Origin of the sequence: Streptomyces paromomycinus, from assembly GCF_003865155.1 — a bacterium.
In the GTDB taxonomy this organism is placed as follows: Bacteria; Actinomycetota; Actinomycetes; order Streptomycetales; family Streptomycetaceae; genus Streptomyces; species Streptomyces chrestomyceticus.
Map to the genome: position 1 here is coordinate 4,960,661 of NZ_BHZD01000001.1, position 15,717 is coordinate 4,976,377.

Consider the following 15,717-nt stretch of genomic DNA (forward strand, 5'->3'; position numbering starts at 1 on the left):
AGGTGCGGGCCACTCGCCCGGTCTCTTCGTTCCCCTACCCGCCCGTCGTCCATCACCGACCCCCGCCAGGCGCTCCGCGCCACTCTTTCCGAAGTCCAAGGAGGTGCTCGTCATGACGGTTCTTGAGCAGCGCGGCAGCAGGAGGAGCGGGAGCTACTGGCCCGCACCGCCGCCCGCGTGGCGTCCCCGCGTGGACCCCGCGCCCCTCCTGCCCGACGCGGAGCCGTACCGGCTGCTGGGCACGGACGCCGCCGGCCGGATCGATGCCGGACTGCTGACGGACCTGTACGAGCAGCTGGTGCGCGGCCGCCGGTACAACGCCCAGGCCACGGCTCTGACGCGGCAGGGCAGGCTGGCGGTCTACCCGTCCTCCACCGGCCAGGAGGCGTGCCAGGTCGCCGCCGCACGGGTGCTCAAGGAGCAGGACTGGCTCTTCCCCAGCTACCGCGACACCCTCGCCGCCGTGGCCCGCGGCCTCGATCCCGTACAGGCCCTCACCCTCCTCCGGGGCGACTGGCACACGGGGTACGACCCGCACGAGCACCGCATCGCCCCGCTGTGCACCCCGCTCGCCACCCAGCTCCCGCACGCGGTGGGCCTCGCGCACGCCGCGCGCCTGAAGGGGGACGACGTGGTGGCGCTCGCCCTGGTGGGCGACGGTGGCACCAGTGAGGGCGACTTCCACGAGGCGCTGAACTTCGCCGCGGTGTGGCAGGCCCCGGTGGTCTTCCTCGTCCAGAACAACGGGTTCGCGATCTCCGTTCCGCTCGCCAAGCAGACCGCCGCGCCGTCCCTCGCCCACAAGGCCGTCGGGTACGGGATGCCGGGCCGTCTGGTGGACGGCAACGACGCGCCCGCGCTGCACGAGGTGCTCGGCGAGGCGGTGGAGCGGGCGCGCCGGGGCGGGGGACCGACGCTCGTAGAGGCGCTCACGTACCGCATCGAGGCGCACACCAACGCCGACGACGCCACCCGCTACCGCACCGAGGCCGAGGTCGAGGAGTGGCGTGAGCACGATCCGATAGCCCTGGTGGAGCGCGAACTGACCGAGCGGGGCCTGCTGACCGACGACTTCGTGCAGCGGACCCGGGACGGCGCCGAGGAGATGGCCGCCGCGCTCCGGGACCACATGAACCAGGACCCCGCCCTGGACCCGATGGACCTGTTTGCGCACGTCTACGCCGAGCAGACCGCCCAGTTGCGCGATCAGGCGGCGCAGCTGCGGGCCGAGCTGGAGGCCGAGGCCGCGGACACCGAGAAGGACACCGAAGGGGCCGTCGAAGGGGCCGTCGAAGGAGACACCGCCGGCGGGACGGCGCGCGGCGCGGCTGGGGAGGAGCGGCCATGACGGCGACAGCGGCGGAGGCCGGGCGCAAGCCCGCCAGCATGGCGCAGGCGCTGAACCGCGCGCTGCGCGACGCGATGGCCGACGACCCGTCCGTCCATGTGATGGGCGAGGACGTGGCGGAGCTGGGCGGGGTCTTCCGGATCACCGACGGCCTGGCGAAGGAGTTCGGCGAGGAGCGCTGCGGCGACACCCCGCTCGCCGAGGCGGGCATCCTCGGTACGGCGGTCGGTATGGCCATGTACGGGCTGCGGCCGGTCGTGGAGATGCAGTTCGACGCCTTCGCCTATCCCGGGTTCGAGCAGCTGATCAGCCATGTCGCCCGGATGCGCAACCGCACCCGGGGCGCCATGCCGCTGCCGCTGACCATCCGTGTCCCGTACGGCGGCGGGATCGGCGGCGTGGAGCACCACAGCGACTCCTCCGAGGCGTACTACCTCGCCACCCCCGGGCTCCAGGTCGTCACACCGGCGACGGTCGCCGACGCGTACGGGCTGCTGCGGGCGGCCATCGCCTCCGACGACCCGGTGGTCTTCCTCGAACCGAAACGGCTGTACTGGTCGCGCGCCGACTGGTCTCCCGACGCCCCGGAGCAGGTGGCCGGACTGGGCCGCGCGGAGATCCGGCGGCGCGGGCGCAGCGCCACGCTGATCACGTACGGACCGTCGCTGCCGGTCTGTCTGGAGGCGGCCGAAGCAGCCACGGCGGAGGGCTGGGACCTGGAGGTCCTCGACCTGCGCTCGCTGGTGCCCTTCGACGACGAGACGGTCTGCGCCTCGGTACGGCGCACGGGCCGCGCGGTCGTCGTGCACGAGTCCAGCGGGTTCGGCGGCCCCGGCGGGGAGATAGCCGCGCGCGTCACGGAGCGCTGTTTCCACCACCTGGAGGCGCCGGTGCTGCGGGTCGCGGGCTTCGACATCCCGTATCCGCCGCCCATGCTGGAGCGCCACCACCTGCCGGGCGTCGACCGGATCCTGGACACCGTCGGCCGGCTCCAGTGGGAGTCGGACTGGACCGAGGGGAGCGGTGACTGATGGCCGAGGTCCGTGAGTTCACGCTGCCCGACCTCGGCGAGGGGCTGACCGAGGCGACGGTGGTGCGGTGGCTGGTCGAGGTCGGCGAGGTCGTCGCCGTCGACCAGCCGGTGGTCGAGGTGGAGACCGCGAAGGCACTGGTGGACGTGCCGTGCCCGTACGGGGGTGTGGTCACCGCGCGGTTCGGGGACGAGGGCGCGGAACTGCCCGTCGGGTCGCCGCTGCTGACGGTGGCGGTCGGGACGCAGGCGGCGGGCGGCGGGGAGGCACCGGCCCCTGGGCAGGCGCCGGCCGCTGGGCAGGGGTCGGCTGGTGGGAAGGGGGCGGAAGCGGGAGGGGTTGATGAGGCTGGTGGTGGCGCGGGCGCCGGTGGCAGTACCGGGTCCGGTGAGAGTGCGGGTGCGGCCGAGGCGTCGGGGAATGTGCTGGTCGGGTACGGGACGAGTGCCGCGGCGGCGCGTCGGCGGAGGGTCCGTCCGAAGGCGGGTGCCGGGTCGGCCGGGGGACCGGGTGAGGTCACGGGTGCGGGGCGGAGTGCGGGTTCGGGGCCGGGTGACGTGCGGCGGGGTGGTGCGGCGGACGGTCCGGTGCCGGTGATTTCCCCGCTCGTCCGGCGGCTGGCACGGGAGCACGGGCTCGACCTGCGGGAGATACGCGGGTCGGGGCCGGAAGGGCTGATTCTCCGTACGGATGTGGAGCTGGCGGTACGGGCACGGGCGGCCGGGGCCCAGGGCGGAACCGGGACCGTGACTGAGGCCGGAGCCGGAGCCGGAGCCGGGGCTGGTGCCGGAGCCGGAGCCCGGATCGGGGCCGGGGCCCGGCCCGGTGTCGGGCGAGGCGTCGGGGGCGGTGTCGGGCTCGGGGCCAGCGGTGGTGCGGGCCGGCCGTCGGCCGTGCCGGGGAGTGCGGCCGGTGCGGAAGGCGGCGGGGTGGCGTCCGTGGGGCTTCCCCTGGAGGCCGAGCGCATACCGCTGCGGGGCATGCGGGGTGCCGCGGCGGAGAAGTTCCGGCGCAGCCGTCAGGAGATCCCCGACGCGACCTGCTGGGTGGACGCCGACGCAACGGAACTGCTCGCCGCCCGGCGGGACATGAACGCGGCCGGTGGAGCGAAGGTGTCGCTGCTCGCGCTGCTGGCCCGTGTCTGTACGGCGGCGCTCGCGCGGTATCCGCAGCTCAACGCCACCGTCGACCTGGAGGCCAACGAGATCGTGCGGCTGCCCGCCGTGCATCTGGGCTTCGCGGCGCAGACCGACCGCGGGCTGGTGGTGCCGGTCGTACGGGACGCGCACCGCCGTACGGCCGAGGGGCTGTCCGCCGAGATGGCCCGGCTGACCGAGGCGGCGCGGACCGGTGCCCTCGGCCTGGCCGAGCTGACCCACGGCACCTTCACCCTCAACAACTACGGAGTCTTCGGCGTCGACGGCTCCACGCCGATCATCAACCACCCCGAGGCGGCGATGCTGGGTGTGGGCCGAATAACGGCGAAGCCGTGGGTCCACGAGGGGGAGTTGGCCGTACGTCAGGTCGTGCAGCTGTCGCTCACCTTCGACCACCGGGTGTGCGACGGAGGCACGGCGGGCGGGTTCCTGCGGTTCGTCGCGGACTGTGTGGAGCGGCCGGCGGTCTTGCTGCGCACGTTGTGAGCGGGCCGGTCCGGTGATCGGGACACTCCCGGCGATACTCAAAGGGTGACCGACCACCAGACCGCGCACGACCAGCATCCGTACGACGTCGTCGTGCCGGCCGGGGGCGCTGCCCGGCGGCTCGGCGGGGTGGACAAGCCCGCGGTGTCCGTCGGGGGACGGCCGTTGCTGGACCGGGTGCTCGACGCCTGTCCGGACGCGGCGACCGCGGTCGTCGTCGGGCCCGAGAGGCCCACCGCGCGTCCGGTCGTGCACGCCCGCGAGGAGCCGCCCGGCGGCGGGCCACTGGCCGCGCTGGACGCCGGGCTGCGGCACAGCACGGCGCCGGTGGTACTCGTGCTCTCCGCCGACCTGCCGTTCCTGACCGGCGTGACCGTACGGGCGCTGCTCGCGGCGGCCGCGGCGGACGGTGCCGACGGCGCGCTGCTCCGGGACGCGGAAGGCCGGGACCAGCCGCTGGTCGCCGCATACCGGGCGGAGCCGCTGCGCCGTGCGCTGGACGGCGTACGGGCCGAGCACGGAGCGCTCGCCGGGCTGCCCTTGCGGGTGCTGTCGGGGCGTCTGGCGCTGCGCCGGGTGACCGGTCCGACGGCCGCGGCGTCCTTCGACTGCGACACCTGGGAGGACATCGAAGCGGCACGCGCCCGCATCAGGGAGCATGGAACCGTGTTGGACGAATGGATCACCGCAGCCAAGGCCGAACTGGGCATCGAACTCGATGTCGACACGGCGGCCCTCCTCGACCTCGCGCGCGACGCCGCGCACGGCGTGGCCCGGCCGGCGGCGCCACTGACGACGTTCCTGGTCGGTTACGCCGCCGCCCAGCAGGGCCGGGACGTGACGGACCTGGCGGAGAAGGCGGCCGCGCTGGCCAATCGCTGGGCGGCCGAGGGGGCCGGGACCGCCGAGGCGCCCGAGGCCGCCGGGACCGCTGAGGGCGCCGGGACCGTTGAGGGCGCCGGGACCGCTGAGGGCGCCGGGAAGGCCGAGAGCACTGGGACCGCTGAGAGCGCCGGGAAGGCCGAGAGCACTGGGACCGCTGAGGGCGCCGGGAAGGCCGGTGTCACCACGGAGGCGGCACCCGAGGGTGAGCCGGAAGCGAAGCCGGCGGAATGACCGACGGGGAGTTCGACGACGCGCTGGCGCTGGCCAACGGCGGCCCGGTCGAGATGCCACGCCGCGACGCCCACCGGCCGCCCGGCCACGACGCCGACGCTCAGCGTGCGCCGGACCGGTACGACGACGGGCGCCGTGAGGGAAGCCGGTACGACGACGGGCGCCCGGGGTACCGGGGGGCCGGTTCTGGTGCCGGTGCCGGTTCCGGCCGGGCACCGGAGCACGGTGACGGGTACGGGAACAGGAACGGGTACGGATACGGGCACGGGGGCGGGTACGGGCCCGCTCCCGGTGCCGCACCCGCTTCCGGTGCCGCTCCCGCGCCCGCCTCCGGCGTCGACCGTTACGCGCCGGTCTTCGACGACGGCTATGCGTGGATCTTCGAGGAGCGGGAGCCGACCCGGGAGACCGGCAGGAGCGGCAGAGCGCCGACGGCCGGTACGGGGCTCGACGACGACACGCGCCGTGGCCCCTACACACCGTGGGACGCCGCCCCGCCCTCGGGAGCGCACGAGCCGCCGCACGCGCACGCCCCCGGCAGTGCTCCCGACCCCCCGTCCGCCCCCGTACCCCGTACGCCTCCCCCGGCCCACCGTGCCCCGCCGGCACCGGCCGCACCGGCGGCCGACACCGGCGCCCCCGGTCGCTCTGGCGCCCCCGCGCGCTCCAGTTCCCCCACCACCCCAGACACCCCAACCCCCGACACGCCAAATCCTGCCCCCGACACCCCAACCCCCGCCCCGACACCCCCGACCACCACGGCCGACGCACCCGGCACGACCACCCCGCGCCCACCCCGTGGCGCGCGGCCCGCAGGATCGCCGCCCGCGCGCCGTACGGCCCGCTGCCGCCAGTCGTCTGCCCGCTGGGCAGTGCGGCGCTCGGCCGTACCCTCGCCGAGCCGCTGGTCGCGCTCACCGACCTGCCGTCCTTCGACACATCCGCGATGGACGGCTGGGCGGTGGCCGGGCCCGGCCCCTGGCACCTCGCCGCCCGTACCCGCCCGGATGAGCGCGAGCACGGCATCCTGGCAGGTCACGAGCCGTCCGAAGGCGTGGCCGACGGTGACGCGGTGCCGATCGCCACGGGCGCGCGCATCCCGCCCGGCGCCACGGCGGTACTGCGCAGCGAACACGGCGAGGTACGGGTCCGGTCCACCGGAGACGCGCAGTTGTACGCGCCCGCGCCCGTGCCGCACGGCCAGGACATCCGGCCGCGCGGACAGGAGTGCCGCCGTGGCGACCAACTCCTGCCCGCCGGTGCCCTGGTGACCCCGGCGGTGCTGGGTCTGGCCGCCGCCGCGGGGTACGACGCGCTGGCCGCGTACGCCCGGCCGCGCGTGGAAGTGCTGGTGCTCGGTGACGAGTTGCTGAGTTCCGGGCTGCCCGCCGAGGGCCGCATCCGGGACGCGCTCGGCCCGATGATCACCCCCTGGCTGCGCGCGCTGGGCGCGGAGGCCGGGCCGCCCCGCCATCTCGGGGACGACGCCGAGGTGTTGTACGAAGCCCTCGCGTCCTCGGAGGCCGATCTGGTGATCACCACCGGGGGTACGGCGTCCGGGCCGGTCGACCATGTGCATCCCACGCTGCGCAGGCTCGGGGCGGAGGTGCTGGTCGACGGTGTGGCCGTACGCCCCGGCCATCCCATGCTCCTCGCCCGCATCCCGGACCACCCGGAGCACCTGGGCCACCCGGAGCAACCGGGCCACCCGGGCCACCCGGATCACCCGGATCACCCGGATCACCCGGATCACCCGCACCGTCCGACCCCCGGCCGTCTCCTCGTCGGGCTGCCCGGCAACCCCCTGGCCGCCGTGTCGGGCCTGCTCACCCTGGCGGAACCGGTACTGCGTACGCTCGCCGCCCGCCGCCGGCTGCCTTCCTACCGGGCGCCGCTGACCGCCGGCGTGCCCGGCCACCCGCACGACACGCGGCTGGTTCCGGTCGCCTTCCGGGAGGGCGCGGCCGAGGAAGGGGACGGCGACGGAGGCGCGGTCGTACCACTGCGGTTCAGCGGGCCCGCCATGCTGCGCGGCATCGCGGCGGCCGACGCGATGGCCGTCGTACCGCCCGGCGGCGCGGAACGCGGTGCCGAGGTCGAACTCCTCGACCTGCCCTGGACGGCCGACGGGACGGCGGACGCGGTGACGGGATGGGCGCCCGAGACATCCGCCCCGTTCGCCGCACCAGACGCAACCACCTCGTCCGCCACACTCGCCGCACCCGACACACCCGACACCAGGAACCGGCCCGGAACCGGCACCACCCCAGACCCACGCCCGAACGTTTCCGCACCCCGGCCCCCGGCCTCCGGCCCGGAAGCCACCCCACCCGGCCCCAGCCCCACCCCACCCGGCTCGACGCCTCCCGCCCCCACCCCACCCGGCTCGACGCCTCCCGCCCCCACCGACCCGACCGGCGGAGGCGCCGCGTGAAGCTCCCCACCCACGACGCCGCGGCGCGTGAGATTCCCGAGGAGTCCAGTCACCGCGTCGTGCTGCCCCGCCGCACCCCGGTGGCGCCGCTGCGCCAGGTCGCGCGCCGGCTCCTGATGGCCCTGCTCGTGCTCGTCGCGACGGTGGCCATCGTCTGGATCGACCGCGACGAGTACCACGACAACGCCAACGGCTCCGTCGACTTCCTCGACTGCGTCTACTACGCCACCGTCACGCTCTCCACCACCGGTTACGGCGACATCGTCCCGTACGGAGACGGCGCGCGGCTGCTGAACATCCTGCTCATCACGCCCCTCCGGGTTCTCTTCCTGATCATCCTGGTCGGCACCACGCTCGAAGTCCTCACCGAGCGCACCCGCGAGCAGTGGCAACTGAACCGCTGGAGAAACGCCTTGCGCGACCACACCGTCATCGTCGGCTTCGGCACCAAGGGCCGGTCCGCGGCCCAGACCCTGCGCGCCACGGGCCTGACCCGCGACCGCATCGTCATCGTCGACCCGAGCCCCAAGGTCATCGACTCGGCGGTGGCCGAGGGCTTCGCGGGCGTGGTCGGCGACGCGACCCGCAGCGACGTCCTCGTACGGGCCGAGATCCAGCGGGCCCGGCAGGTCGTCATCGCCACCCAGCGCGACGACACGGCCGTCCTCGTCTCGCTCACCGCCCGTCAGCTCAACAAGAAGGCCAACATCGTCGCGGCCGTACGGGAGGAGGAGAACGCGCCGCTGCTGCGCCAGTCCGGCGCCGACATGGTCATCACCTCGGCCAGCGCCGCCGGCCGTCTGCTGGGCCTGTCGGTGCACAGCCCCAGCGCCGGCACGGTCCTGGAGGACCTGATCCAGCAGGGCAGCGGGCTGGACCTGATCGAGCGCCCGGTGGTGAAGGCCGAGGTCGGCAAGTCCGTACGGGAGACCGACGACCTGATCGTCTCCGTGCTGCGCGGGCACCGGCTGCTCGGGTACGACGACCCGGCGGCCAGCCCGCTGCAGGCCGCCGACCGGGTGATCACCATCGTCCGGGCGGCGTCCGCGGAACAGCAGGACGGCCCGACCAAGCCCGGCGTGAAGCCGATGATCCCCGGTACGGGGGTGTCCCCGATGACGCCGGTACGCCGCGACGAATAGGACGGTGCCGTCCGGCTTCCGGGCCCCGGCCTCCCACCGCGTCCCGCCACCGTCCCGGGCGGCGGAGTAGCCTCGCGGCCATGCGTGCGATCACCATTCCCGAACCCGGCGGTCCCGACGCCCTCGTATGGGCGGAGGTGCCCGATCCGCAACCGTCCGAGGGGGAGGTCCTGGTCGAGGTGGCGGCCACGGCCGTCAACCGCGCCGACCTCCTCCAGCGCCAGGGCTTCTACGACCCGCCGCCCGGCGCGCCCCCGTACCCCGGCCTGGAGTGCGCCGGGCGCGTCAAGGCCCTCGGCCCGGGGGTCAGCGGCTGGTCGGTCGGCGACGAGGTGTGCGCGCTGCTGGCGGGCGGCGGGTACGCGGAGCAGGTCGTCGTCCCGGCGGGCCAGCTGCTGCCCGTACCGAAGGGCCTCGACATGGCCGCCGCCGCGGCGCTGCCCGAGGTGACGTGCACCGTCTGGTCCAACGTCTTCATGATCGCCCACCTGCGGCCGGGCGAGACGCTGCTCGTGCACGGCGGCTCCAGCGGCATCGGCACGATGGCGATCCAGCTCGCCAAGGCCGTCGGCGCCCGGGTCGCGGTCACCGCGGGCAGCGCCGACAAGCTGGCCCGCTGCGCCGAACTGGGCGCCGACATCCTCGTCAACTACCGGGACCAGGACTTCGTCCAGGAGGTGCGCAAGGCCACCGACGGCAAGGGCGTGGACGTCATCCTGGACATCATGGGCGCCAAGTACCTCGGCCCGAACGTCAAGGCGCTGGCCACCAACGGACGGCTCGCGATCATCGGACTCCAGGGCGGCGCCAAGGGCGAGCTGCACCTCGGCGCGCTGCTCACCAAGCGCGCCGCCGTCACCGCCACCTCGCTGCGCGGGCGTCCGCTGGCCGAGAAGGCGTCGATCGTGGCGGCGGTACGCGAACACGTCTGGCCGCTGATCGAGAACGGCCGGGTCAAGCCGATCGTGGACCGTACGCTGCCGATCACGGAGGCCGCCGAGGCCCACCGGGTCGTGGACGCGAGCAGTCACGTGGGCAAGGTCGTCCTGACGGTCTGAGCCCACCGCCTCCCGGGCCGCGCCGTCATCTCCTGGCCGTACGCCCGACACGTCCGAGATGCCGCTGACCACCCTCCGTGTGACGCTGAGGACATCAGGCGACGAACCGCAGGCCCGGGAGGTCATGGGCGTGACTTCGGAACGCGTGACCCCGGGACCTGCGGCCGCGGCGCCGGGACGGCGGCGGCGCCCGTGCCGCCCCCGTCCCCGCCGGTTCCGCCCGCACGGATTCCGTTCGCACCGGTTCCGCTTCCGCCCCCGCCGGTTCGGCTTCCGCCCCCGCCGGTTCCGCCGCCTCCTCGCCTCCGGCCTGCTGCTCTGCACCGCCGCGCTGCTGCCCCTGCCCCTGCCCCACGCGACCGCGTCAGCCGCGTCAGCCGCGTCGGTGGCGACGGCAGCGGCCATGGCGGCGGAGGCCGTTCCCGACAGCGGCGACACCTCCGGCCACAACCGAACCCCCGATACGGCCCGGAGCACCCCCGCCCCCGCTCCCACCCGCAGCCCCGGCCACAACCATCACCAGCCCCCTCACCCCCACTCCCATTCCAACCCCCACTCCAACCACCGCCCCAACACCAACTCGCACCACACCAACCCCCACTCCACCCCCGACCCCCTGACCGAACTCGAAGAGGCCAACCCCCTGAGCCCCCTCCTCCCGGTCCCCCTCGGCCCCCTGTTCGGTTCCGGTCCCGGCCCCGCCCATCCGGCCCTGCCCTCGGAGCCGCACCCGTCCACCCTGGACGCCGCGCCCTCGGCCGGTGCGGACGCCCCGGACGGCCGCGCGTCCCGTCCCCCGTCCCCCGCTGCCACCTCACCACGCCCTGGAACGGCCTCTCCCGCCCCCACGGCCACCCGACGGGGTGATCTGGCCGGACGGCTCGCGCATCGCCCCTACGTACCCCTGCCGCCCCTCCAGGCCCCCGCTCCGACGGCGTCCGCCGCCCGGACGCACGGCCCCTCCCGCTACGCTCCCGGCGCGGTGCCCGGCGCCGCCTCCGCCGCGTCCCGGGCCCCGTACGCCGACTCCGGGCCGGGCGGCGGCGTCCACCGGGTCCTGCCGCTGGGCGCCGGGATGGCGCTGACCGGCCTCGGCCTCGGCTTCATCGCCCTGCGCCTGCGACGCTCCTGAGCCCGGCCCCGAATCGCCCCCCAGAGTCCGCCCTCAAGATCTTCCCGAACCCTTCCCCAAAGCCCACCCGTCCCCAGAGGTTGGATCATCTTTCTCCCAGGGCACAACCGTTCCTAGTCAGCTGTACGAGAGAATGGCGGCATGGATATGCCGATGAACGAACGGTCGCAGGAGAGCCCGCACGTCCTGGTGGTCGGCCCGGACGGAATGGCTCTCGGCAGCGCCGGCTCCGGTGGCGGGGACGGCGACGACGAGTCCCGCGAGGTTCCCGTGACGGACATGGTCGAACAGCCCGCAAAGGTCATGCGCATCGGCAGCATGATCAAGCAGCTTCTCGAAGAGGTGAAGGCGGCGCCGCTGGACGAGGCGAGCCGGGTGCGCCTCAAGGAGATCCACTCCAGTTCGGTCAAGGAGCTGGAGGACGGCCTGGCGCCCGAGCTGGTCGAGGAGCTGGAGCGGCTGTCCCTGCCGTTCACCGACGACTCGGTGCCCACCGACGCGGAACTGCGGATCGCACAGGCCCAGTTGGTCGGCTGGCTGGAAGGCCTGTTCCACGGCATCCAGACCGCGCTGTTCGCCCAGCAGATGGCGGCCCGCGCCCAGTTGGAGCAGATGCGCCGCGCGCTGCCGCCCGGTGCGGTGCCGGCCGACGACATGGAGCAGCCCAACCCCGGCCAGGGCGGCGCCCGCTCGGGCCCGTATCTCTGAGTCTCCCGAACCTTCCCTGCTCCGGCCGGCCGGTCGGCCGGAGCGGCCCGGTCCTACGAACTGCGCCCCGTGGACACGGTCAGGTGAATCTTCTCGCCGCCCTTGGGGTCCCACAGGGTGGTCGGGGACTGGCTGACGACGGTGTTCTTGCCGTAGATGGAGCTGCTGCGCTCGGAGATGTCGTACGACCAGCCGGCCGCGTCCATGCACTGCTTCACCGAGGTCAGGTTCTTGCCGTAGAAGGACGGCAGGAAGATCTTGCCCTTCTGGCTGTAGCTCTTGGCCGGGTCGGTGCAGCGTGAGGTGGAGATGGTCGCCGTCGGGTCCTCGGGCTTGACCGAGGGGGACGGCGAGTAGGTGTACGGGCTGGTGCGGCGCGTGTTCGTGTTGTCGCTGCCGCCGCTCAGGCCGATGCCGATGGCGATCGCGGTGACCACGACCACGCCGATGATGGCGGAGACGACGATCACCGGGGTGTTGCCGCGGCCGCCGGGACGGTTGCCGCCCGGCCGCGGGCCGACCGGGGCGGGGGTCGACGGGCCCGCGTACGGCGGCGGGGTCTGGAAGCCGCTGTTGAACGGCGCCGGACCTTGAGCCGGGATCGGCCCGGACGCCCCGATCGGCCCCTGCGACGGGACCGGCCCCGAGGCCCCCAAAGGCCCCGACGCTCCCATCGGCCCCGGCCCCGGCCCCGGGTAAGCATTCACCGGCGGCGGCGTGGACGGCGCCGACGGCCCGAACCCCGCCCCGCCACCCGCCGACGGCCCGGGACCCATCCGCGGTCCGGCCTGCGGCGCGGCCTGCGTCGGCTGGTACGGCGTCTGGACGCTCGGCGGCACCGGGGTGTGCGGCCCGGCGGCGTTCGGGGACGCGGTCGGGAAGACCGCGGAGGCCACCGAGGCGCCGCTGGTGCGGGCGCGCGGGCCCTCGCTGATGATCAGCGGCGTGGCGCCGGACTGGCCCGACCCGGCGACGCGCAGGCACTCGTCGCGCATCGCCTCGGCGGTCGGGAACCGCTCGTTGGGGTTCTTCTTCAGCGCGCGGGCGATCAGCGCGTCCACGGCGGGCGGCAGCGAGCGGTTGATGCCGGAGGGGACCGGCGGCTCCTCCTGGACGTGCGCGTACGCGATGGCCAGCGGGGAGTCCGCGTCGAAGGGGAGCCGGCCGGTCAGCAGCTCGAAGAGCATGATGCCGACCGAGTACAGGTCGGAGCGGGCGTCCACGCCGCGGCCCAGGGCCTGCTCGGGCGAGAGGTACTGCGGGGTGCCGACGACCATGCCGGTCTGCGTCATGGAGGTGACGCCGGACTGCATGGCGCGGGCGATGCCGAAGTCCATGACCTTGACGACGCCGCGCTTGTTCAGCATGACGTTGCCGGGCTTGATGTCCCGGTGGACCAGGCCCACCTCGTGGCTGACCTCCAGGGCGGCCAGCACATCGGCGGTGATCTTCAGGGCCTTCTCGGTGGGCATCGCGCCGTGCCGGGCGATGTCGGCGTCCAGGTCGGAGCGGAGCGGCCGGCCCGCCACGTACTCCATGACGATGTACGGCACCATGCCGCCGTCCAGCGTGTCCTCGCCCGAGTCGAACACCGAGACGATGTTCGTGTGCGTGAGCTTCGCCACGGACTGGGCCTCGCGCCGGAAGCGCTCGCGGAACGCCTGCTCGCGGCCGAGCTCGGTGTGCAGCGTCTTGATCGCGACCTCGCGGTCCAGGACGCTGTCGTACGCGAGGTGCACGGACGCCATGCCGCCGGCGCCCAGAAGATCACGGAGCTGGTAGCGTCCCCCGCCGACCGAACGGCCCTCGTACCCGTTCTGAGCGCCGTCCTGGCTCATGGTTCCGCTTCCCCCTCGGCGCGCTGTTCCCGCGCACGTGTTGCGGCGCGCCGCGCCTCGTGGCCGATACCTTGCCCGTCCGTGCGGCGCCGTGTTCCGTGTTGACGTGCACAGACGGTACTCAACGTGGTGGGCCCCCGGCACCTGCGGCAGGTGGTGGGCCCGCGGCACGTGCGCCTGCGGACGTGCCGAGATCAGTATGGGTTGTGCCGGGACCGTGGCCGAATCCCAGCCCAGTGTCTCCCAGGGCGCGGACACGTCAAGCTGTGTGCCCGTTCCGTGACCGGATGCGCAAGATCCCATTACGGTCGCGTCCCGTCCGGGCGCCGGTCGGCGGGTGATCGCCCGGGGTTAACTTGCGACAATGGGGCCGTAGAAGGTGTGATGACCGGTCCATCACGGGACCGGCGTGTGCCGCGGAGCCTGTAGCGTGCTCTAGCGAAGACCGAGACCTTACCGCTGTGATGCGGATCGATACGACGGCGAGGACCGATGGCACCGACGCAGAGCCCCCAGGGCCCGTCCGATCCTGATGCCACCGGCTCCCACTCTCCTGATGCAAATCCTTCCGATGCACCGGAGATGTGGGGCAATGGCGGTTTGGTGGGCGACGGACGCTACCGGCTCACGCGCCGGCTCGGCCGTGGCGGCATGGCGGAGGTGTTCGCCGCCGAGGACGTGCGCCTCGGCCGCACCGTCGCCGTCAAGCTGCTGCGGGCCGACCTCGCGGAGGACCCGGTCTCCAAGGCCCGCTTCACCCGTGAGGCACAGTCCGTCGCGGGGCTGAACCACCACGCGGTGGTGGCGGTGTACGACTCCGGCGAGGACTACGTCGGCGGCAACACCGTGCCGTACATCGTGATGGAGCTGGTCGAGGGCCGCACCATCCGCGACCTGCTGCTGAACGCGGACGCCCCGCCGCCGGACCAGGCGCTGATCATCGTCTCCGGGGTGCTGGAGGCGCTGGCCTACAGCCACCAGCACGGCATCGTGCACCGCGACATCAAGCCGGCGAACGTCATCATCACGCACGGCGGCGCGGTCAAGGTGATGGACTTCGGCATCGCCCGCGCGCTGCACGGCGCGCAGTCGACGATGACCCAGACCGGCATGGTCATGGGCACGCCGCAGTACCTGTCGCCCGAGCAGGCCCTCGGCAAGACCGTGGACACCCGCTCCGACCTGTACGCGACCGGCTGCCTGCTGTACGAACTGCTGGCCCTGCGCCCCCCGTTCACCGGCGAGACCCCGCTGTCGGTCGTCTACCAGCACGTCCAGGACATGCCGGTGCCGCCCTCCGAGGTCGCCGGGGCGGTGCCGCCGGAGCTGGACGGCCTGGTGATGCGCTCGCTGGCCAAGGACCCGGACGACCGTTTCCAGACCGCGGAGGAGATGCGCGGGCTGGTCCAGTACGCCCTGCAGATGCTGCACGAGCAGGGTGGCCACACCGGTACGTGGAACACCGGCCCGGTCGCCGTGCACGAGGGCGGGCACACCCCGGCCCTGGGCTCGGTCGCCGCCACCACGGCGCTGCCCCACCCGGACCACGGGCAGACCACGGCCCAGCCGATCCTGCCCCCCACCATGCGGGACGGCGACGGCGGCTACGAGGGCGGGCACCGGCCCGCCAAGGGCGGCCGCGGCAAGATCTGGCTGATCGCGGCGCTCGCGGTGATCGCCATCGCGGTCGGCGTGGCCATCGCGCTGAAGAACGCGGGCGGTGACGGGAAGCCGGACACGAAGCCGACCCCGACCCCGTCGGCCTCCCAGAGTTCGGAGCAGCAGCCCTCCGAAGAACCGTCCGACGAGCCGACCAACACGTACACCCAGCCGGGCGGCTCGGGCGGCAACTCGCACACGTACAACCCGCCGACGACGCGCTACCCGAGCACGCCGCGCACCTCCCAGCCGCCCAGCTCGCCGACGCCGACGAGCAAGCCCCCGACGACGACGCCGTCGGGCAAGCCGACCAACGGCAACACCTCCAGCGGCAACACGAGCAGTGGTGCCAACGGCGGCAACGGCGGCGACTCCAACGGCAACACGTCGAACGGCAACACCAGCAGCGGCAACACGAGCACCGGGACGAGCGCGGGCACCGGCCCGGGCGGCACCGGAGCCGTCGGCGACCTGGACGGCGACTGACGGCCGCAGCGCCTGATCACCGGTCAGCGACCGCCTGATCACCAGCCTGCGTCCATCTGAGCACCGGTCAGCGTCCACCTGAGCGCCGCTCAGCGTCCGCCTGACCACCGCTCAGCACCTCG

The 15,717-nt window shown here is 74.0% G+C and carries 11 protein-coding genes; 10 read left to right on the forward strand and 1 reads right to left on the reverse strand.

From position 1 onward, the window contains the following. Nucleotides 1-112 precede the first annotated feature (112 nt). From pdhA to OEIGOIKO_RS21020, 9 genes are all read left to right on the forward strand, one after another. Nucleotides 113-1,348, forward strand: coding sequence for a pyruvate dehydrogenase (acetyl-transferring) E1 component subunit alpha (gene pdhA / locus OEIGOIKO_RS20980; RefSeq protein ID WP_125055338.1), 1,236 nt, complete (start codon nt 113-115; stop codon nt 1,346-1,348). Then, entirely contained in the window at nt 1,345-2,379 is a 1,035-nt protein-coding gene (locus OEIGOIKO_RS20985) for an alpha-ketoacid dehydrogenase subunit beta (protein WP_125055339.1), read from the forward strand. The genes pdhA and OEIGOIKO_RS20985 overlap by 4 nt, the downstream gene beginning before the upstream one ends. Continuing rightward, on the forward strand, nt 2,379-4,022 hold the full coding sequence (locus tag OEIGOIKO_RS20990; RefSeq protein ID WP_125055340.1) for a dihydrolipoamide acetyltransferase family protein: 1,644 nt from the start codon (nt 2,379-2,381) through the stop codon (nt 4,020-4,022). The genes OEIGOIKO_RS20985 and OEIGOIKO_RS20990 overlap by 1 nt, the downstream gene beginning before the upstream one ends. Nucleotides 4,023-4,067: 45 nt before the next feature. Then, entirely contained in the window at nt 4,068-5,138 is a 1,071-nt protein-coding gene (locus OEIGOIKO_RS20995; protein ID WP_125055341.1) for an NTP transferase domain-containing protein, read from the forward strand. A gap of 481 nt (nt 5,139-5,619) precedes the next feature. Continuing rightward, nucleotides 5,620-7,572, forward strand: a complete 1,953-nt coding sequence (locus tag OEIGOIKO_RS21000) for a molybdopterin molybdotransferase MoeA (protein ID WP_176602589.1) — start codon at nt 5,620-5,622, stop codon at nt 7,570-7,572. Then, nucleotides 7,569-8,714 (forward strand): potassium channel family protein, encoded by a 1,146-nt coding sequence (locus OEIGOIKO_RS21005; protein WP_125055342.1) that lies wholly within the window; start codon nt 7,569-7,571, stop codon nt 8,712-8,714. The genes OEIGOIKO_RS21000 and OEIGOIKO_RS21005 overlap by 4 nt, the downstream gene beginning before the upstream one ends. A gap of 80 nt (nt 8,715-8,794) precedes the next feature. Next, on the forward strand, nt 8,795-9,772 hold the full coding sequence (locus OEIGOIKO_RS21010) for an NAD(P)H-quinone oxidoreductase (RefSeq protein WP_125055343.1): 978 nt from the start codon (nt 8,795-8,797) through the stop codon (nt 9,770-9,772). Nucleotides 9,773-9,902: 130 nt separating this feature from the next. After that, entirely contained in the window at nt 9,903-10,904 is a 1,002-nt protein-coding gene (locus OEIGOIKO_RS43555; protein ID WP_170251784.1) for a hypothetical protein, read from the forward strand. Between the two features lie 141 nt (nt 10,905-11,045). After that, nucleotides 11,046-11,612, forward strand: a complete 567-nt coding sequence (locus tag OEIGOIKO_RS21020) for a bacterial proteasome activator family protein (RefSeq protein WP_174857193.1) — start codon at nt 11,046-11,048, stop codon at nt 11,610-11,612. Nucleotides 11,613-11,665: 53 nt separating this feature from the next. On the opposite strand, the gene OEIGOIKO_RS21025 is transcribed toward OEIGOIKO_RS21020, so the two are convergent. Beyond that, complete coding sequence (locus tag OEIGOIKO_RS21025) at nt 11,666-13,450, reverse strand: Stk1 family PASTA domain-containing Ser/Thr kinase (RefSeq protein WP_125055345.1); 1,785 nt, start codon at nt 13,448-13,450, stop codon at nt 11,666-11,668. 492 nt (nt 13,451-13,942) lie between these two features. Here OEIGOIKO_RS21025 and OEIGOIKO_RS21030 point away from each other — a divergent pair, with 492 nt between their 5' ends. Next, nucleotides 13,943-15,595, forward strand: coding sequence for a protein kinase domain-containing protein (locus tag OEIGOIKO_RS21030; protein WP_125055346.1), 1,653 nt, complete (start codon nt 13,943-13,945; stop codon nt 15,593-15,595). Nucleotides 15,596-15,717: the final 122 nt, after the last annotated feature.